Annotated in this window: 18 protein-coding genes; 2 read left to right on the top strand and 16 right to left on the bottom strand. The window is 61.3% G+C overall.

Going from position 1 to position 19,626, the window contains the following annotated elements; translation table 11 throughout:
* Window positions 1-10: 10 nt before the first annotated feature.
* The 4 genes from rfbD to rfbB are packed head-to-tail and all read right to left on the bottom strand — an operon-like array spanning window position 11 to window position 3,412.
* Window positions 11-904 (bottom strand): dTDP-4-dehydrorhamnose reductase, encoded by an 894-nt coding sequence (rfbD, locus tag AC5P60_RS10375; RefSeq protein ID WP_033835476.1) that lies wholly within the window; start codon window positions 902-904, stop codon window positions 11-13.
* Window positions 901-1,458 (bottom strand): dTDP-4-dehydrorhamnose 3,5-epimerase, encoded by a 558-nt coding sequence (gene rfbC / locus AC5P60_RS10370; protein WP_033835936.1) that lies wholly within the window; start codon window positions 1,456-1,458, stop codon window positions 901-903. Before rfbC ends, rfbD begins: the two co-directional genes overlap by 4 nt.
* A complete protein-coding gene (rfbA, locus tag AC5P60_RS10365) occupies window positions 1,455-2,342 on the bottom strand; it encodes a glucose-1-phosphate thymidylyltransferase RfbA (protein ID WP_033835935.1) in 888 nt (295 codons plus the stop codon). Before rfbA ends, rfbC begins: the two co-directional genes overlap by 4 nt.
* 14 nt (window positions 2,343-2,356) lie before the next feature.
* Window positions 2,357-3,412, bottom strand: coding sequence for a dTDP-glucose 4,6-dehydratase (gene rfbB, locus AC5P60_RS10360; RefSeq protein ID WP_033835594.1), 1,056 nt, complete (start codon window positions 3,410-3,412; stop codon window positions 2,357-2,359).
* Window positions 3,413-3,707: 295 nt separating this feature from the next.
* Between rfbB and AC5P60_RS10355 the strand changes: the two genes are divergently transcribed.
* Window positions 3,708-4,454: an electron transfer flavoprotein subunit beta/FixA family protein gene (locus tag AC5P60_RS10355; protein ID WP_033835593.1), complete on the top strand. Its 747-nt coding sequence runs from the start codon at window positions 3,708-3,710 to the stop codon at window positions 4,452-4,454.
* A complete protein-coding gene (locus AC5P60_RS10350; RefSeq protein WP_033835592.1) occupies window positions 4,454-5,392 on the top strand; it encodes an electron transfer flavoprotein subunit alpha/FixB family protein in 939 nt (312 codons plus the stop codon). The genes AC5P60_RS10355 and AC5P60_RS10350 overlap by 1 nt, the downstream gene beginning before the upstream one ends.
* Before the next feature lie 27 nt (window positions 5,393-5,419).
* On the opposite strand, the gene AC5P60_RS10345 is transcribed toward AC5P60_RS10350, so the two are convergent.
* The 12 genes from AC5P60_RS10345 to AC5P60_RS10290 all read right to left on the bottom strand — a co-directional run bounded on the left by AC5P60_RS10345 (window position 5,420) and on the right by AC5P60_RS10290 (window position 19,555).
* The gene (locus AC5P60_RS10345; protein WP_049397552.1) at window positions 5,420-5,983 is read right to left on the bottom strand and encodes an HAD family hydrolase; all 564 of its coding nucleotides are present in this window, start codon (window positions 5,981-5,983) and stop codon (window positions 5,420-5,422) included.
* A complete protein-coding gene (locus tag AC5P60_RS10340) occupies window positions 5,980-7,887 on the bottom strand; it encodes a lysylphosphatidylglycerol synthase transmembrane domain-containing protein (protein ID WP_483693466.1) in 1,908 nt (635 codons plus the stop codon). The genes AC5P60_RS10345 and AC5P60_RS10340 overlap by 4 nt, the downstream gene beginning before the upstream one ends.
* A complete protein-coding gene (locus AC5P60_RS10335) occupies window positions 7,884-8,618 on the bottom strand; it encodes a glycosyltransferase family protein (RefSeq protein WP_483693465.1) in 735 nt (244 codons plus the stop codon). The genes AC5P60_RS10340 and AC5P60_RS10335 overlap by 4 nt, the downstream gene beginning before the upstream one ends.
* 7 nt (window positions 8,619-8,625) lie before the next feature.
* Window positions 8,626-9,420 carry a glycosyltransferase family 2 protein gene (locus tag AC5P60_RS10330; protein ID WP_033835588.1) on the bottom strand — a complete coding sequence of 265 codons (795 nt, stop codon included), beginning with the start codon at window positions 9,418-9,420 and terminating at the stop codon, window positions 8,626-8,628.
* Window positions 9,410-9,844, bottom strand: a complete 435-nt coding sequence (locus tag AC5P60_RS10325; protein ID WP_033835587.1) for a GtrA family protein — start codon at window positions 9,842-9,844, stop codon at window positions 9,410-9,412. The genes AC5P60_RS10330 and AC5P60_RS10325 overlap by 11 nt, the downstream gene beginning before the upstream one ends.
* Window positions 9,844-11,706 carry a hypothetical protein gene (locus tag AC5P60_RS10320; protein ID WP_049402807.1) on the bottom strand — a complete coding sequence of 621 codons (1,863 nt, stop codon included), beginning with the start codon at window positions 11,704-11,706 and terminating at the stop codon, window positions 9,844-9,846. The genes AC5P60_RS10325 and AC5P60_RS10320 overlap by 1 nt, the downstream gene beginning before the upstream one ends.
* Window positions 11,707-11,884: 178 nt before the next feature.
* Window positions 11,885-12,253, bottom strand: a complete 369-nt coding sequence (locus AC5P60_RS10315) for a hypothetical protein (protein WP_051188019.1) — start codon at window positions 12,251-12,253, stop codon at window positions 11,885-11,887.
* Window positions 12,254-12,306: 53 nt separating this feature from the next.
* Window positions 12,307-13,599 carry a glycosyltransferase family 4 protein gene (locus AC5P60_RS10310; RefSeq protein WP_483693464.1) on the bottom strand — a complete coding sequence of 431 codons (1,293 nt, stop codon included), beginning with the start codon at window positions 13,597-13,599 and terminating at the stop codon, window positions 12,307-12,309.
* Complete coding sequence (locus tag AC5P60_RS10305; RefSeq protein ID WP_495201738.1) at window positions 13,596-16,760, bottom strand: class I SAM-dependent methyltransferase; 3,165 nt, start codon at window positions 16,758-16,760, stop codon at window positions 13,596-13,598. The genes AC5P60_RS10310 and AC5P60_RS10305 overlap by 4 nt, the downstream gene beginning before the upstream one ends.
* Window positions 16,757-17,335, bottom strand: a complete 579-nt coding sequence (locus AC5P60_RS10300) for a CatB-related O-acetyltransferase (RefSeq protein ID WP_033835933.1) — start codon at window positions 17,333-17,335, stop codon at window positions 16,757-16,759. Before AC5P60_RS10300 ends, AC5P60_RS10305 begins: the two co-directional genes overlap by 4 nt.
* Window positions 17,332-18,735, bottom strand: a complete 1,404-nt coding sequence (locus tag AC5P60_RS10295; RefSeq protein ID WP_049397550.1) for an ABC transporter ATP-binding protein — start codon at window positions 18,733-18,735, stop codon at window positions 17,332-17,334. The genes AC5P60_RS10300 and AC5P60_RS10295 overlap by 4 nt, the downstream gene beginning before the upstream one ends.
* Entirely contained in the window at window positions 18,725-19,555 is an 831-nt protein-coding gene (locus AC5P60_RS10290; RefSeq protein ID WP_080240930.1) for an ABC transporter permease, read from the bottom strand. The genes AC5P60_RS10295 and AC5P60_RS10290 overlap by 11 nt, the downstream gene beginning before the upstream one ends.
* Window positions 19,556-19,626 lie beyond the last annotated feature (71 nt).

Genomic DNA, 19,626 nt, shown 5'->3' with positions numbered 1-19,626 from the left:
GCCTACCGGGTCAGGCGATCTCCGCCATCACCCGCTTCAGGCCGTCCTGCCAGGTCGGCAGCACGATGCCGAAATCCTGCTGCAGCTTGCGGTTGTCCAGCACCGACCAGGCTGGGCGCTTGGCCGGGGTCGGATACTCGGAACTGGGAATCGCCTCGACGGTCGGCACCTTGGCGAGCACGCCAGTGGCCAACGCTTCGGCGAAGATCGCCTCGGCGAACCCATGCCAGCTGGTCTGGCCATTGGCGGTAAGGTGCCAGGTACCAGACAGCTGATCCGAATGCTGCAGCGCCTGCACGGTAACATCGGCGATCAGCGCGGCCGGGGTCGGCGTGCCGATCTGGTCGGCCACCACCCGCAACGCATCACGCTCGGCACCCACGCGCAGCATGGTGCGCAGGAAATTCGCGCCGTGCGAGGCATAGACCCAGGCCGTGCGGAAGATCAGGTGGCGACCACCGGCCGCACGTACGGCATCCTCACCATCTCGCTTGCTGGTGCCATATACACCCAGCGGCGCAGTCGGCTCATCTTCGCGGTACGGCGCGGCACCCTGGCCATCGAACACATAGTCGGTGGAGTAATGCACGAACGGCACGCCATGCGCCGCACACCATCGTGCGATCACCCCCGGAGCCTGCGCATTGGCCGCAAAGGCCGCATCGACCTCCTGTTCGGCACGGTCGACCGCAGTGTAGGCCGCGGCGTTGACCACGATCGAAGGCTGCAGACGATTCAGCAGGGTCGGCAGGCTGTCAGGCTGGCCGAAATCGGCGGTTTCGCAGGCGCTGCCATCCGGCAAAGTGCCGCTGCGCGTGGTCGCAACCACCTTGCCCAGCGGCGCCAGCACGCGCAGCAGCTCCTGGCCGACCTGGCCGTTGCCACCGAACACCAGCACGGTCATGGCACGTAGACCGGCAGGCGGTCTTCGGCGATGTCCTTCAGGAACGGCGCGTTCTCATCCTTGGCCGACAGCGTCGGCGCACTGATCGGCCAGTCCACGGCGATATCGGCATCGTTCCAGCGCACGCCGGCGTCGAAGTCCTTCAGGTAGACCTCGGTACACAGGTAGCTGAACACCGCCCGCTCGGACAGCACCGCAAAGCCGTGCGCGAAGCCTTCCGGAATCCAGAACTGCTTCTTGTTCTCCGCGCTCAGCACCACTGCTTCCCACTGGCCGAAGGTCGGCGAGCCACGACGGATATCCACGGCCACGTCGTAGACCTCGCCTTCCAGCACGCTGACCAGCTTGCCCTGCGGGCGCGGCCACTGGTAATGCAGGCCACGCAGTACGCCCTGCGCGGACGTGGACACGTTGCTCTGCACGAAACGGTCCGGCAGGCCCAGCGCGGCGAAGCGTTCGGCGTTCCAGGTTTCGAAGAAGTAACCACGGGCGTCGCCGAACACGGCCGGTTCGATCACCACGCAGCCCGGCAACTTGGTTTCAATCACTTTCACGGAACGACTCCACGCAGGGCGAGTTTGTGCAGGTATTGGCCATAGCCATTCTTGATCAGCGGGGCGGCCAGCGCCTCCAGCTGCTCAGCATTGATCCAACCGTTGCCGAAGGCGATTTCCTCCGGGCAGGACACCTGCAGGCCCTGCCGGGTCTGGATGGTCTCGATGAAATTGGACGCTTCCAGCAATGACTGATGCGTACCCGTATCCAGCCAGGCGTAGCCACGGCCCAGCGGCTCCAGATGCAGGGTGTTCTCGGCCAGGTACCGACGGTTCAGATCGGTTATCTCCAGCTCACCACGCGGCGAGGGCTTCAGCTCGGCAGCATGCGCGCTGGCGTCACCGTCATAGAAGTACAGGCCGGTCACCGCATAGTTCGAACGCGGGATCTCCGGCTTCTCCACCAGGTCGACTACCTTGCCACTCTTGTCGAACTCGGCCACGCCATAGCGCTCCGGGTCGTTCACCCAGTATCCGAACACGGTGGCGCCCTCCTTGCGTTCATCGGCCCGCTTGAGCACTTCGCGAAGGCCATGACCGTGGAAGATGTTGTCGCCCAGCACCAGGCAGCTCGGCTTGCCGGCGACGAAGTCCTTGCCGATCAGATACGCCTGGGCCAGCCCATCGGGGCTGGGCTGCACGGCGTACTGGATGTCCATGCCCCACTGCGAACCGTCTCCCAGCAGCTGCTGGAACAGAGCCTGTTCATGTGGAGTGTTGATGATCAGCACTTCACGGATCCCCGCCAGCATCAGCACGCTGAGCGGGTAGTAGATCATCGGCTTGTCATACACCGGCAGCAGCTGCTTGCTGACGCCCTTGGTGATCGGATACAAGCGGGTGCCGGAACCACCGGCGAGGATGATGCCCTTGCGTTGGGTCATGTCGTGTCCCTTGTTCAGACTGTGGTGCCGATGCGCTGCAGACGGTAGCTGCCATCCAGCACGCCGTTGACCCATGCCTGGTTGTCCAGGTACCAGTCGACGGTGAAGGTGATGCCCTGCTCGAAGGTATAGGCCGGTTCCCAACCCAGGTCGTTCTTCAGCTTGGAGGCGTCGATCGCGTAACGGCGGTCGTGGCCGGGGCGATCGGTCACATAGGTGATCTGGCTGCTGCGCGGCTGCCCATCCTCACGCGGGCGACGCTGGTCCAGCAGCGCGCAGATTGCCTGTACCACTTCGATGTTCTGCTTTTCCGAATTGCCACCCACGTTGTAGGTCTCGCCGACCTGGCCCTTGGCCAGCACGGTGCGGATCGCCTCGCAGTGGTCTGACACGAACAGCCAGTCACGCACCTGCTTGCCATCGCCGTACACCGGCAGCGGCTCGCCGGCCAGCGCCTTGGCGATCACCAGCGGAATGAGCTTCTCGGGGAAGTGGTACGGGCCGTAATTGTTCGAGCAGTTGGTGGTCAGCACCGGCAGCCCGTAGGTGTGATGGAACGCACGCACCAGGTGGTCCGAGGCCGCCTTGGACGCCGAGTACGGCGAATTGGGGGCATACGGGGTGGTTTCGCTGAACTTGCCGGTCTCACCCAGGGTGCCGTACACCTCGTCGGTGGACACGTGCAGGAAGCGGAACGCCGCGCCCTGCCCGGCCGGCAGCGCCTTCCAGTAGTCGCGCACGGCTTCCAGCAGGCCCAGGGTGCCCACCACGTTGGTCTGGATGAAGGCGCCAGGGCCGTCGATGGAACGGTCGACGTGGCTTTCAGCGGCGAAATTCAGCACCGCATCCGGTTGGTGCTCGGCCAGCAGGCGGGATACCAGCGCGCTGTCACCGATGTCACCCTGCACAAACACGTGGTGCGGGTTGCCGTCCAGGCTGGACAGCGTCTTCAGGTTGCCGGCGTAGGTGAGCACATCGAGGTTGATGACCTTGATACCGCGGGCGACGGCCTCGAGAACGAAGTTACCGCCAATGAATCCGGCGCCGCCGGTGACAAGCCATGTGGGCACTACGTGATCTCCTGTTCAATGTTGACGTCCACAGGCACCCACGGTGCCCGATATAGCGGCACAGAATACATCGAGGGGACCTTCACGACTGCTTGCATGACGTGAACGTGTCAGCGGGACGCGCTATCACGGCTTTTCGTGCTGCATTGCAATACTTTCCATACGCATTCGCATGGTCCCCCCAAGCCAGCTAGAATCAGGGTCCCACCCCCGAACCGGTTGCTGTCGCAGGACCGGATGATCTCCAGCAAATGTGAGCCGGCCAGCGGCCGGCGCTACAAGGACCCCGTACCAGATGAAAATCCTCGTCGCGTACAAGCGCGTGGTGGACTACAACGTCCGCATTCAGGTCAAGCCGGACGGTTCCGGCGTGGTCACCGACGGCGTCAAGCTGTCGCCCAACCCCTTCGATGAAATCGCGCTGGAAGAAGCCCTGCGCCTGCGCGACAAGGGCATCGCCAGCGAAGTGGTGGTCGCCACCATCGCTCCGGCCGATGCCCAGGCGCACCTGCGCAACGGCCTGGCCATGGGCGCCAACCGCGCGGTCCATGTGGTCACCGACCAGGCCATCCAGCCACTCACCGCCGCACGCACCCTGCTCAAGCTGATCGAGAAAGAACAGCCGGACCTGGTGATCCTCGGCAAGCAGGCCATCGACGATGACGCCAACCAGACCGGCCAGATGCTGGCCACGCTCTGGGGCCGCCCGCAGGCGACCTTCGCCAGCAAGCTCGAGGTCGCCGACGGCAAGGCCACGGTGACCCGCGAGGTCGACGCCGGCCTGGAAACGCTGGAAGTGGACCTCCCGGCGGTGGTCACCACCGACCTGCGCCTGAACGAACCGCGCTTCATCAAGCTGCCGGACATCATGAAGGCCAAGGCCAAGCCGCTGGAGACCCTGCAGCTGGCCGATCTGGGCGTTGAAGCCGCCGACACCTTCAAGACCACCCAGTACGCCGCGCCGTCCAAGCGCAGCAAGGGTGTGATGGTCAAGGACGCGGCCGAACTGGTTGCCGCACTCAAGCAGAAGGGGCTGCTGTAATGAGCAAGATTCTCGTCATCGCCGAACACCACGACGGCAAGCTCAACGCCGCCACCGCCAAGACCGTCAGCGCCGCCGCTGCCATCAGCGGTGCCAGCATCGATGTGGTGGTGCTGGCCGCCGATCCGGCCGCCGTCGCCGCTGAAGCCGCGAAGATCGCCGGCGTTGCCAAGGTCCTGACCGTGGCCAACGCCGCCAACGCCCAGGCCATCGCCCAGGTACTGGCCCCGCAGATCGCGCAGCTGGCCAAGGGCTATACCCATGTGTTCGGCCCGTCGACCACCTTCGGCAAGGACCTGATACCGTGCGTGGCCGCCCTGCTCGGCGTCAACCAGGTCTCCGACCTGATGACCGTCGAAGGCAGCCACACCTTCAAGCGCCCGATCTACGCCGGCAACGCGATCATCACCGTGGAAGCCCCGGCCGACCAGATCGTGGTCGCCACCGTGCGTGCCGCGTCGTGGCCGGAAGCCGCCCAGGGCGGCAGTGCCGCCATTGAAGCGGCCAGCGTCGATGCTGCGCTGCCGACCCACACCCGCTTCATCGGCCTGGCCGCCGGTGCCAGCGACCGCCCGGACCTGCAGAGCGCCAAGCGCGTGGTCTCCGGTGGCCGTGGCGTCGGTTCGGAAGAAAACTTCAAGGTCATCTTCCAGCTGGCGGACAAGCTTGGTGCCGCCGTCGGTGCCTCGCGCGCCGCCGTCGATGCCGGCTATGTGCCCAGCGACCTGCAGGTCGGCCAGACCGGCAAGATCATTGCGCCGGAACTGTACGTGGCTGTCGGCATCAGCGGTGCCATCCAGCACCTGACCGGCATCAAGGATGCCGGCACGATCGTGGCGATCAACAAGGACGGCGATGCGCCGATCTTCGAGATTGCGGATATCGGCCTGGTGGGGGATCTGTTTGCGATCCTGCCGGAGCTGGAAAAGGCACTGTAGGCGAACCGCTTGGCCACTCGCTCCCAATCAGGGGCGAGTGGCCCATTCGACCTTCCACACCTGGGCGCCAAACGCACGTGCGGCTGCAAGGCCCACGTCAGAGTCCTCGAACACCACGCACTCGTCGGCGCTTACTCCGAGCAATTGCGCAGCGCGCTGGAAAGGCTCTGGATCCGGCTTCTGCTTCTCAACGTCAGCGCTGGTCACCACCACCGAGAACAGGTCGTCAAGACCCTTCGCCTGCAGCAGCGGACCGACTGAACCCGGCGATGCCGCGGTCACCAGTGCGATACTCACGCGCGGTCGTAGCAGCCGCAGCGTTTCGACCAGCGCTTCATTGACACGAACCTGCGACGCCATGCCTGCATACAGACGGCGTTTGCGTTCAGCCACGCGTTCATGCACGCAAGGATGTCCTGGAAGCACCGACTGCAGCATGAGCCGCCACGCCAGGCGACCCACGGTCCGCTCCAGTGTGGCGTGATCGTAGGGCAGCCCCTCTTCGTCGAGCGCGAGGCGGTAGGCCGCCAGATTGACGGCGTGCGTGTCGACCAAGGTCCCATCGAGATCGACGAGGACAGCCCTGATCATGACGGGCGCGCCGGATAGGCGATCTGGAACTCGCGCACCAACAGGCAAAGGCCCCCGAAGAAAGCGAGGCCGGCCTCACGGTTCGCGCGCAACTGATAAGGAATCAAGCGCAGATAGTTGACCAGCTCATGCAGGTATACCTGCTGCATTCCATCGGCTCCGAGGCGCTGGGTAAGCCCGTCCACCACATGGCGATAGACACTCTCGTACTGGAAAGAACGATGCAACCCAACTGTCAGCCTGTTGCCAACGAGGCTGGCGCGGGGTGCTTTGTGCAACGCCTCGTAGCCCAGATGCAGGGACTGCATCAGCTTGGCAAAGTCGATCAACGGAGACTGGAAGCCATTGACTGGATTGGGATCGATCAGGAACCAGCGCCCAGGCTCCAGTACGGTGCCCTCGAGCATGATGTTCTCGATAGTAAGGTCGCCATGAATGCTGGACTGCCGACGGTCCGTCAGTCGACCGATGAACGCTTCGGGGTCCTCCATCATTTCCAGCTGGGCCAGGTCGAAAGGCTCGCCGTTGAGCTCAATCAAGCCCATATCGAGTATGTCCTGGAACTCCGCGCGAATGGTGCGATAGTTCGCCACCACCTTGGTGGCAATGTAATCGGCCACTACCGCATCCGACGCAGGTTCGCAGGCGCTGATGGCATGGAAGCTGGACATCCGCTCGATGACGTCGTCCAGCAAGGCCATGGACATGTTGACCGGCTCGGAGTGAATACCCTCATACAGGTCGCGGCTTCCTCCTATGAACGCCATGTCATAGAAATAGTCTTCGCCATCGGCACGGGTTTCGATAATGTCCACCAGCGGAAGATCGCCGCGATAATTCTGCAACCATTCACGCTGGATGCGCAGCTTGGCTCCAAGCGCACCCGTCGCGAACTTGCGGACACGCAGCGTCCCGGCAACTTCCACCAGCGCAGTGACGGCACCAGATCCACCGTGGAAGATCCGGTGCACGAGAACGTCATCGATTCCGCGCTGCTCGAACTCGGAAAGCAAGCCGCCGCGTCCACGATAGTGCCTATCCAGAAACGCATTGTATTGGCCAAGCGAATTGAACGTCTGCGATCTCGACCTCAACTGACCTCCGCCGTAGGCCTCAAGCCTGCTGATCGCGCGCAGGCCACCACGCAGACCTGCCAACGCATTGAATCCCGACAGGTAGGCGTACACCAGGATGATCGGCACCGGCAGAATCAGGTAAGCCAGCAACCACGGGCTCTTCAACACAGCAAGGGATGCCGGCTGGCCTTGAGTGGTATCTCCGTAGACCGCAAGGAAGGTGGTGGCAACGTCTTGATCTGCACCCATGGAGAACAACGCCAGCGACGCAAGCGCCGCTCCCCACATCGCGACGGTCAACGCCCAGAAGCGCCCACGCGCAAGCAGTGACGGCTGCAGCAGCAACTGTGTCACCAGATAGCAGAAATGCAGGATCGCGCTCTTCAGGCTGTCGTTGAACAGCGACGCCAACATCAACAGGGCGCGACGTGATGCAGCGGAACACAACAGCAACACGAAAAACGCGCCCAGCGCGAACAATGTGACCAGCGAACCCAGCACCAGCTGCGGGGCAGCCGGCCAGCCGGGCAGCACCACGAGAAGCAGAACGAGTATGGCCAGATCGATCAGGCGCTCAACGAAGACTGTCGCCAGGACCGTGGAAAACCGCGTTCGCACGGTATAGGACAGCAGTCCAGTTCTGACAAGCTCGCCCAGCCGCAGGGGCAGCAATGCATTGATGAGGTAGCCAACGCTGAGTGCCGCGAGCGGGCGCGTATTGGACACTTCCACCCCGGACCGGGAAAGGATGACCCGCCAGCGAATGGTTCGGACAATATGCGAGAAAAGCAACAGCAACACAGCTGCGACAAAAAAGCCCGGTTTCATTCCAGCGGCCCTTCCAGCCGCTGCAGCTCTTCGCTCCGGAGAAGCGCCTCGCGATACTCTTCCGGCGTACCAAACGGAATATGAGAGTCCAGATCGAAGCCGCGCACTTCGCCTCCGGATGCCACGATGTCATTGTACAGACCGCTGACGAACAGCTCCGGATAGGGACAGGTGCGCTCATACGAGCGTGCCGCCGTTTCGATCAGGTGCATGCTGCGGAAACCATACAGGCCGGCGATGGCACGGTCACTGATTGCGACCTTCTCCGCAGTACGCTGCAGTCGCCCCTCCGCATCGTAAGCTGCGAAGGAGAAGTGCGGAGTTGTCGAACGAAAATGGGAAAGGAAGCCATCAGCCCCCCGCTCCAGCGCAGTGATCGCCTGCTTCAGGCGCGAGTAGGAGAACGCGTGGTCGCAGTCGTTGACCAGCACCGGCCCCTCACCCGCCAGGGCCCCGACCTTCAGCACAGTTTCCAAGGCCCCGGAGGTAACCTCAGGGATGGCCAGCACCTGTGCGTCAGGAAAGTATCTCTTGACCTGCGCGTCGATGCCGAAGCCATCGATATGCTCCTGCAGCACCACGAACACCAAACGCGCATGCGGAAGCTCGCGTAGCACGCCGCGGGTCGCCCAGTAGAAGAACGGCTTGCCGCCCAACTGGATCATTGGCTTGGGCAAGGGCTCACCCTGCTGGGCGAACCGTGAACCACGGCCGGCCATCGGCATGATCATGCACGCATCAGTCATTGGCCACCACCTTCCATGAGTAACGGGAGATCACCCGCTGCCGATGCTCGGCAGACGGGAAGGACGAGCGGGCAATCATCGCTCTCAATGCGATGCCCAGCGTCTGGAAAGATTGACGAACCAGTTTGACATTGGAGACCTGGTCGTCTTCGCGCCAAGAAATAGGCATGAACCTTATCCGATCCCCGCGAATGACCTGCGCGCAGAGCATCACGCAGTTGAATGTGAGGTTATCCGGGTAGCGCAAGACCTCATTGATCCGCAGGCGATTCACCCGATACATGTTGAGGCCGGCTCCCAGATCGTGGATACGTCGGCGCAGGCACAGGGAATAGATCGCGTTGAAGACGAAGTTGCCAAAAATCCGGAACCGTGAATAGCCCGGCGAATGCGACCCGGCCATGAAACGGCTTCCGAGGACCGCGTCAACGTCGAGTGCATCGGGGCGCTCAAGCACACTCCGGAAGTCTGCGATGGTGCCTTGATCGTCCCCATGCAATACGACCACCCAGTCGAAGCCGTGCTCAAGTGCATACTGGAAAGCAACCTTGTGCGAACCGCCAAGACCGTAGTTGGCATCGTTGGTCACCAGGGAAATATAGGCATCGCCGCGCTTACGCGCATGCTCTGCGACAACGTGCCGTGTTGCGTCGGTACTGCCATTGTCAACGACGATCACCTGTGACACGCAAGAGCGCACCCAGCCATCTTCCAGCTGTGCCAGTACGCGTAGGACTTGCCGCTCGCAGTTGTAAGCCGGCACAAACACCAATGTCCTATTGCTCATCTGCCTTTTTCCCTGAGATCCAGCGGGTAACAAAAAAATTGCACGCCAACGAGAGAGGCGTCACCAGTATCTTGGCGGCAATTGCCGCCGTCGTTGACTGCAGCGTGTACGCGGAGGAGAGATGGAGTGCGATCGCCTCAATCGCCGCCGCCGACAGCAGAATATTCACCTCAGTGTAGAAGAAGTAACCCAGAATCGGCTTCACACCGCGGCGCGCTCCATCGAACAGCAGCACCCTCGACACCACGAACACCGCCATCGCCGCCGTCGTCGCGCTGACGAGATTGGCCAGCCCAGGCGGCAAGGCCAGTGCATGGACAAGTCCAAAGAACAGGCACATATCCAAACACCAGCCGAAGCCGGAGAACAGCACAAAGCCGAGCGCGCGCCGGGCTTCCTGCCACGCCGGCCAAGGCAGTTTCATCAGTTGCTCTCCAGGGGCTTATCCACACCAAGCGGTTCAGGATCCTCCGGAATCGCGCTCAACGTCTCCGCAGGAATCGCCTGGACGTCCTTGGCTTCCAGTCCGGCCTCCTTCAACCACGCTCCGTCCGCGATCCAGCGACGCTTGCCGTTCTTGACATAGAACCATCCATCCTGACGGCTTCCGTCCAGCGGGGCCCGGCGCACGATCTGCCCATCGTAGAGATCAGCAGTGCGGGTGGCTCCACCGTTGGTCGCAATGGGTCCAGTGTCGGCGGTGATCGGGCTGGGATTCTCCGCAATGGTCGCCAGCTCGGCAGCACTGATCTGCACAACATCAGCCGTTGTCAGCCCCTGCGTTTCCAGCCACTTGCCATCCAGTATCCAACGCCGCTTGCCTTCGGACACATAGAACCATCCATCGTCCTTGCCGCCACTCTGCGCCGGACGGCGCACCACCTGGCCTTCGTAACGGATGGCCGCCGCCGAAGGAGGCCTGTCAAGATCATCCGACACAACCGCCGAAATCAACGGAAGGTCGGCATAGGCCCTGGTTTCCGTCGCCGCGCAGCGCGCAAGCAGCGCAGCAGTCAGTTCTTCCTTCGGCACTTCGGTTGAAAAGCCCTCAGGCGCAAATGGAATGAAGGCGCGGGGACCATCGCGCATCGCGGTTTCGCAGATGCTCTTGGTCCACGTTGGAACGGAGTGCCAATGCATGGATGGGCTGTTCAATTCGAACCGTCCGGCGGAGGTCGCCAGCAACGGAACTGCCAATGCAGCTGCGACCGCCTGCCCCCACCTGCTGCGACAGGCCGTCAGCACCAGGCTGGTGAAGAACAGCAGATTCAGTCCAGTGAAGTAGCGGTCCGGGAACGTACTGCTGTAACCATCAAAGATCGCCGACAAGCCGGATCGCATGACCAGCATGGCGGCCAGGTTGACCAGCGTCGCCCCCCAGAACAGGTACAAGGGATAACCCGCTGAAACTGCTGGCAGCTCTGCAGACCTGCGCGTCCGCCACAACTGCGCAGCTACCGCGACCACCACTGCCACCACGATGAGCAATACGGAGGCATCTGTCAGCGAAGAATAGAACCAGAAAACAATCGGATACAGGAGCGATCGGGCCATTGCGAACTCTACCCACGCCTCAACCTTGACCGGCATGGAGGCAGCGCCTGTATCGCTGAAGGTCTGACTGGTCAACATCAGCAACGGCAGCAGCGCGGTAAGCCCCACCAGCATGGCCGCGACCAGATCGCCACGACGGCGTTCATGCATGAATCTCAGCAACAGCAACCCGCAGGCTACGCCCGCCACACCGATCCCCACCGGGAATGTGAGTCCCGATATCAAGGAGAATACGAGGCCTATGGCGATACCTACACGACGGCGACTGCCGGGCAGGAACAATGGCAGCAGCAGCAGTGTCTGCAGATAGGGGAACATGAATCCCAGGTTGAGGATCCGCCCATAGATCTCATTCGCGTCTCCACCTACAGGCAGAAGCGCGATTGAAAGTACGATGGCGGCAACTCCCCAGAACGGAAGGTGGCCGCGGAATACGCGCACAGCCACCAGCACCATGCCCGCACTGAACATGTTAGACAACACGAACAACACAAGAGGCAGATAGTAGAGATTGCCCCCCAGGAATACGTCGATTACCCAGCTTGCAATCTGCAGAAATATGATGAAACCAACGATCGGAAAGACTCTGGTATCGAACGCAGTGTCATAGAAACCGCGGGTCAACAGATCCCCGAACCAGGTGCCATCCTCGGCATACAATGATGGATAGGTGATGGGGTCCAGATTCCGCAGGCAGAACAGCGTGAAAGCCGCAATGAAGAGCAACGTCATCCCGATCAGCCGGAGTGCGTTCTTGTTTTTTGTCAATGGACTCTTCATATCTGCCGCGCTGTTGAACTGAAACGAATAGTAAAAACCGAGGCCGACCGCCTCGGTGATTTTTCAAACGACCGCATGCTGGGGCCGGGAGCAGATCGTGCTCCCGGCCCCCAGAACAGCAGCAGCCCCGTTACTGACCCAGCGGATTCGGATCCTCTGGAATCTGGGCAAGCTCGGCCGCGGGGATCTCGATTACTTCGGCCGGACTACGGCCGTGCTCGGCCAGCCAGGCGCCATTGCTGATCCACCGACGCTTGCCCTGCTCAACGAAGAACCAACCATCTTCTTTGCCACCGTCACTGGCAGGGCGGCGCACGATCTTGCCCTCGTACTTTTCAGCAACCGGGTTGGCAGCTGCCGGCGCAGGCTCCGCAGCCGGATTTTCCGCAGCTGGGGCCGGCTGGCCTTCGGCGGCCGCACGCTCAGCCGGAGACTTGCCGCATGCGGCAAGACCCAGCGCGATAGCCAGAACAACAACTCCATTCCTAATCTGATTCATCGAACCTGTTCCCCTTTGGATAGTGTTTTTCGAAAGCACTTGAATCGATCAACTCAGCGATTTGCCAACGCGTGGAACTGACTACCGATCGATGCAGCAGGCGGCGCGAAGACCGGCGCGTTCATGAAGCTGGCAACGCGGGCAAGGCTTTCATCCCAGCCCGAGCGCGCCTTCATTTCTTCCGCGGCAGTCCTGCGCATTCCCTCGAGGTTCGCATGGTTCTCCAGAGCGTAGACCAGCGTCTGCGCCAGGCAGTTTGCGGTGGGCGGTGAAAGCAGGCAATTGCTGCCATCGCGCAACAGCCACGTGTTGGCCTCGTTGTGGTTGGTAACCACGGTAGTACCGCAGGCCATCAACTCGAACGGCAGATACGAGGGATGCTTCGTCATCATCATGACGAAGCCCGCATGGCAACTGCGGTAGAGGTTACCGGTCTCACGATAGGGCAGAAGGCCCACGCTTTCCACCACCCCAACCAGATCGAATTCAGCCGGATCCCAGCCCGTACCCGCACAGATGATCTGCACGCGATCGCCCATTCGCGCCTTCACCTTGCGCAGCGCAGCAGCAGCAAGTTCGAACGCGTTGCGGGGCGTGCCCGGGCGCGCGTAGTAGAACAGGCGCTTCACTGATGCGTGGTCGTCGCGCTCACCCGCGCCCGGATGGAACACCGTCGTATCCACGCTTGGCTGCAGCAGCACCGCAGAACCACCGTACTGCTGCTCGTAGATTTCCTTGAGGGTCTGCGTGTTGCAGATGCCCAGGAAACCGAAGCTGTAGGTGAATTCAGCCTGTGCGTAAGTGCTGCCCGCCGGATAGAAGGCCGGTTCGAAGTCCTGCATCATGTAGAACTTCAACCCGGTGTTCTGCACACCCACCAGCACATAGGCGGTGGTCCACAGGGTCGCCACAGAATAGTCCGAAGGCGGTATCTGGGCGATCTTCTCGCCACTGTCGAGCACGATCACTTCCGAATTCGCCAGCCCCGGGAATGCCTTGCCCAGGCTTTCCTGCATGGCCACAGGATCGGCCTGGCCGCAGATCAGGAATCGCTGCTTCATCCCCGAGCTGCGGTGCAGACTCTCGGCCAGGCGGAGAATAGTCATCACCCCGCCATAGAATGGATTGTCGAAGTAAGGCAGATACCAGGCACAGACCCGTTGGGCAGGGTCGGCAGCAACCCGCTCGGGGTGCTGCTGCTGTTGCGACAGACTTGCCACATCGAGATCGATGATCTGGGCCAGGGCCAATGCATCGCTGGTGTAGCCCGCCCAGATGGAAGCATTGGCGGGGACGACACGATCACCACGGAGTGCGCGAACGGCCGAAAGAATCCTTCTTTTCATTTGTTGAGCCTCAGGGGACTGACTTGCCGGAACGCCGGATTGAAGTACGGGTCAGCTCGATACTTTTCGCCGTCGTTAGACCAGGCAGCCTGCGCGCCAGAAGGCATGTAGACCACAGCAAAGGGATCGATCAAGCCTCTTCCGCCGCCCGATTCGATGCTCCCAGTGCAGATACGCGTGAATGCCTGCTGCATTTCCACGTCTCCGCAAGGAAAACGTGACACAGTTTGGAACTTCGTCATCTTAAACGCAATCGCGAACGGTGAAGCAGCCCGCATGTTTCGGTACCACTGCGCACCGCCAAACCAGCCATACTCGTGCGGATGTGCGCCGTGAAACAGTGGCGCACTGCTGCCGTCAGCGGCGACAACCCGCCCAGCCTCTTCCACTCGACCGTCCTCGCGGACCGCCAACGCGGAGGTCCAGGCGATATCCGGATGGTGGTGGACCCATCCCAGCAGTTCATTCAGCAATCCTTCCGACAAGCCTACAGCCCGGCCATCAATCATCACGACGCCCGCCGATGCAGCATCCAGCCAATCGGCCACGGCCAACCAGCTAAACGCATCCTGCCGGCGGAGCACGAACCGGCTGTCGGGCAGATTCGCAAATGCCTGCAGTTCGGCACTCGCCTCACCCACGTGAACAGCATGAATGTGCTTGATGCTGGAAAGGTCGGAGACCAGAAGAAGGTTCAGCGTATGCACGAGCTGTTGCGTGGTGCCGGTCTGGATGACAACCACCTCGGAAGCCGATGCAAGCGGCGGCCAGGAGATGTGGAACAACCCCTGATCGGTTCGCTTCACCTGCGCAGGCAGCCCGCGGCTTGCAAAATAGTTCTTCTGCGCGCGCAACTGGCCCATGATCGCGTACGGCTTGGTCTGCAGCCCGGATGCGGTCGACGTCGGCAGGATGCGCCAATGGTAGTGAATGGACGGGACATGCAGGATCCTGCGTGCCGCAGAAGTCACGCGGAAGAAAATGTCCCAATCCTGGGCGCCATCGGTTTCCTTGTTCCATGCACCTGCCTGGCGGACCACCGAGGTCCGCATGAGGTTCAGATGGGTCAGATAGTTGACCGAATGCAGCATCTCCGGACTCCACTGCGGCTTGAACAGTGCGTTCATCCGGCACGTCCCGTCAGCGTTGATGGAGTCCTTGTCCGAGTACAGGAAATCGACTTCGGCGCCCCCTTCCTGCATCGCCGCTACCATGTCGAACAGCGCCCAGGGCGTAATCGTATCGTCGTGATCGAGCAACGCCACGAACTCGCCCTCTGCGTGTTCGAGAGCGGCATTGGAGTTCTCTGAAATACCGCCGTTGGCGGCCAAGAGTATCGCCTTGTGCCGCGGGTCGGAGACACAGCGCTGCTTCAACCATTCCCATCCTTCCAGGTCGTCCACATCGGCCCATGCCAGGCAGGTTTCCCACTCACCGTAGGTCTGCAGTTCGACACTCTGCAGTGTCTCCTCCAGTACTTGGCGCGGAACCTTGTAGATCGGAATGATCAGCGACACCCGCGGGCGGTAGCTGAACGCCTGCGCGGCAGAGGCCTGCTCGGCCAATGCCTGCGGAGACAACTCGGTCACAGCGATGTAGTCGGCCAGATCCTGACAATCCGCACGCAGTGCAGGATTGAAACCTGCCTGCGGCCGGGTCAATGCAATTCCTTCGGCAGAGCGCTGCTGACGGCCCAATGCACGGGCATGACGCGCCTCAGCCTTGCGGATACCCCAGTTCAGCGCGCGCGCGCGCAAGCCTCCCTGAGCATTCCAACGCTGGTAGATCCGCTCAAAGGCGCGCCCTGCTTTGGCGCCAATCGTCTCAGACCGCTGCTGCGCCTGGTACAGATCCCGTGTCAGCGCAGCAATAAGATCGTCGCGGTCTTTGATGTCGCCGATCAGCCGCTGACGGCGAACGCCCACTTCCAGCAGCCCCTGCTCGCGCTCCCGCAAGCGCTGGGCCGACTCGCTTTCGTGCACTGCGATCGAACGCTGGTGGGCAGCGCGCTCCGCCTCAAGGCTGGCGATGATCGCAGCGCGCAATTCACGCTCGTGAGCGATCTCCGCTTCCATGGTGGCCCGAGCTGAAACCTGCTCCGCTTCAAGCGCAGCCAATGCCGTCACCGCTGCGCGACACTCGACCTGAGCGGCGATGGTCCGCTCACGCTCCTTGCCGAGTTCATGCGAGATCTCATCTACCTTCAGCCGCAGCACCTCCCGCTCTGATTCGGCACTCTCCAGTTCCGCCTCCAGTGCGGCGATGGCAGTTGCCAGTTCATGCCGCCCATGGGAGTCCTCGGCGGCGCTCTGCAGTGCCACCAGCTGCTCATTGGCGTGATGCAACTGTTGGCTTTTCTCGTTCACCGTGACGATGCTGCGCTCGTGCTCCGCGCGCACATAGGCAAGGTCGCCCTCAAGGTTGGCCACCTTGCCGCCAAGCACATGCACCTCGTTCTGCCACCAGTCCCGCGCGTAGGCCAGCGCCACGGCGTGGCCCAGCGCTGCGAACAGATGGGCAACGAGGTTGCGCTGATCGCCATCAAGCGTTCCGAGCCTCTTTACCCCTTCTGGAGCGTTCTCACCGACCACCAGGACACCCAGCCCATGAGAGTGGCTGAACTCAAAGGACGGGTACTGGGAAGAGAGCTCAGCCCACAGGCGCCAGACCCCGAAATCGCCCTGCCGCTCCTGCGTGTCATGGAACAGGACCACGGCACGGTCGGACAGCTTCGGCATCCAGCTTTCAAAGTCGTGACGTACCGCCTCGTAGGTATGCAGGCCATCAATATGCAGCAGATCGACACTGCCGTCGTCGAACTTTTCCAGTGCCTGATCAAACGTGCAGCGCAGCAGCTTGGAGAAATCGTTGTACTTTCCATCATGGTATTCACTCAGCCCTGCATAGACCGAGTTTCCATAGAACGCAGCGTGCTCATCGCCCTCCCACGTGTCCACGGCATACGCGCGCGTGCCAAGGCCCAGCTCCTGGATCGTCTGGCAGAAGCTGAGATAGGACGCGCCATAGTGGGTACCCAGCTCAACGAACATCGCCGGACGCAGTGCCTCGACTATCCAGCCAGCGAAGGGAATATGCCCGTGCCAGGCGCTCGGCGGCAGCTTCAACGGCCTGATGAAAGCAGAGTTGTTCAGTTCGATCATCGTCCGTTCTCCTGTTCTTCTTTGCTCTGCGCGCTGGCAATGAACTGCTCTACGGACCCACCGCAGAGCAATGGGACCATCTCGGAAATCTTTTCAAGCGGCCAGTTCCACCACTCGATCCGCTGCAGAGCCTGGATCTGGGCATCGTCGAAGCGGTAACGCACCACTCGGGCCGGATTGCCCACCACTACAGCGAAAGGCGGCACGTCCTTCGCCACAACAGCCCTCGCGCCGATGATGGCGCCATTGCCTACAGTCACTCCTGACATGATCGTGGCGCCATGTCCTATCCAGACGTCGTTGCCGATGCGGGTCGGGCCGCGCGTGGCCGGATGACCGTCGGCATGCGCATCCGGGTGGCCAAGCGCGATCCGCAAGGGAAACGTCGTGACCCACTGCGCGTTGTGCTCACCGCCGCCAAAGATCGCAACCTCGTCGGCAATGGAACAGAACGCACCAATGCTGATCGATTCATGCTCGGCCCATATGCGGAAGTTCGGGCTGCCATAGGTGAACCGACCGATCTGGATGCGCGGATCGTGAACCACCGTTTCAGGAATAAGGGAACCGGTCATGCGGACTCCCCGCTGGTGCCCAGCGACTTGACGGCCACACGCTCGAACGGGACGCCAACCAGGCCATAACGCAGCTTGGTCGATGCGACCTTTATCAGCACGGCATCGTGCAGCCAATGATGCTGGACATTGTCCCAGGGATTGCCTTCCGCGATCGAGACCGTCATCGAGTAGTCCCCGTCAGGCAGAAGCGGAATGGTGAAATCGAACTCGGCTTCCAGCGTTTCTCCTGCGGCCATGGAGCAAGGCTGAGGGACGTATGTATAGGTGTGCTCACCGAAAAGGGACTGCCCCAGGCGATCCTTGACGAAGAAACCGATAATGGTGCTTTCGAGTGCACGTACCGCCGACGCCCGTATCCGCAGCGTCACCTGTTCGCCGCCACGGAATACGTTCAGCGGGCTCAGACCACGGTCCAGCAGCTCGACCGATTCGATGCGGGCCGCCTCGGACGTCCAACCATCGGAATTGTGGATGTTGGAGAACAATGTGAGCTTGGTTTCTTCCTCAACCTGGCTTGCCTCCCTGCGCTCGGGAACCACCTGCTCCTTGGGTCGCTCGCCCTTGATGCTCTTCAGCTTTACTGCTTCGCCATAGACTTCCTGCGCGCAATACTCGATGTACTCAGTCACAACATCCTGCGCCGATGCATGCATGCGCACGTGACCCTTATCCAGCCAGATGGCGCGGTCACAGAAGTTCAGGACCGATCCGGTATCGTGGCTCACAAACAACAAGGTTCCACGCTCGCGGAACGAGCGCAGGAAGCGCATGCATTTCTGCACGAACACGCTGTCGCCAACAGCCAGCGCCTCGTCTACGATCATGATGTCGGCATCGACATGGGCAATTACCGCAAAGGCAAGCCTCACATACATGCCGCTTGAGTACACCTTCACCGGCTGGTTGACGAAATCACCGATATCGGCGAACGCAAGAATGTCCTCGTAGCGTTCGTCGATCTCCTGGCGCGTGAGGCCCAGCAGGGTGGCACTCATGTAGACGTTTTCGCGGCCGGTGAACTCAGGATTGAAGCCAGCACCCAGCTCAAGCAGTGCTGCTACGCGTCCGTGGATATGGGCACTTCCGGTCGTCGGCGTCAGCGTCCCGCAGATGAGCTGCAGAAGCGTTGATTTTCCCGCGCCGTTGCGGCCGACGATGCCGACAGCTTCCCCCCGACGCACGTCAAAGCTGACGTCCCGCAATGCCCAGTATTCGCGGAAATAGTCACGTCGTGCCCGACCCATAAGTCCCGAGACACGCGGAAGGATGAACTGTTTCAGTCGATCGCGCGGATGCTCATAGATCTGGTAAAGCTTGGAGAGCGACTCCACGTGGATGGCCACAGGCCGCTCTTGCGGCACCTGCACATTGCCCGTTGCATTGGCGTCAGAGGACATCTGCAAATCCTCGTCGGGTTTTCTGGTAGACATAGAAAGCTACGCTCAAAAGTACCAACGCAGCCGCCATCGTGATGAACCACCCTGAGAGCTCCGGAATTTCACCGAAAATCAGCAGCTTGCGCGCCTGCTCTACCGGGTAGGTGATGGGACTGAACCGGATCCAGGCGCGGAACTGCTCCGGCAGGCTCGAGGTGGGGTAGACGATGGGAGACAGGAAGAAGAGCACCGTAGTGATCATCACCGTCAGCTGGCCGATGTCCCGAAGATAGACACCGATGGCGGCGAAGAGATAGGTGAATGCCACCGTCATCAGCAGGAGGGGCAGCAGCAGCAACGGCAGCAGGAGAGCAGTCCAGGGCAGATACTGGACCATGGCGAACTGCACAACCAACAGCACGACAACGCTGATTGCAAGGTGGAAAAGCGCCGAGGCAACGGAAACCCATGGAAGGATTTCCAGCGGGAAGACAACCTTTTTCACGTAGCTGACATTGGACAGGATCAGGGACGGCGCGCGATTGATGCAATCGGCGAAGAACCCGTGAATCATCAAGCCAACGAACAGGATCAGGGCAAACTCACCCGTGGATTGCGCCGCACCACCTGCCCAGCGGACCTTGAATATCGAGGAAAACACCAGCGTATAGACCGCGAGCATCAATAGCGGATTGAAGAACGACCACGCAACTCCAGCCAAAGAACCACGATATCGGGCGATGACTTCACGCTTGGCCAATTGATAGATCAACGAACCGTGTTTTGCCAACGAGGCCAGAAGAGCGCCGGGCCCTGCTGATTGGGTATGCATGTCAGTCATGAATTCGTATTGGGTTCGCGCGGCCGACTTGAACGGAACAACGGGGTGTAGCAGTTTCCAGAAGAAGTTCG

This window comes from Stenotrophomonas sp. YJH_SMC_120, assembly GCF_059368675.1.
Note: the sequence above shows the minus strand (reverse complement) of the source record. Positions and strands in the feature narration are given on the sequence as shown.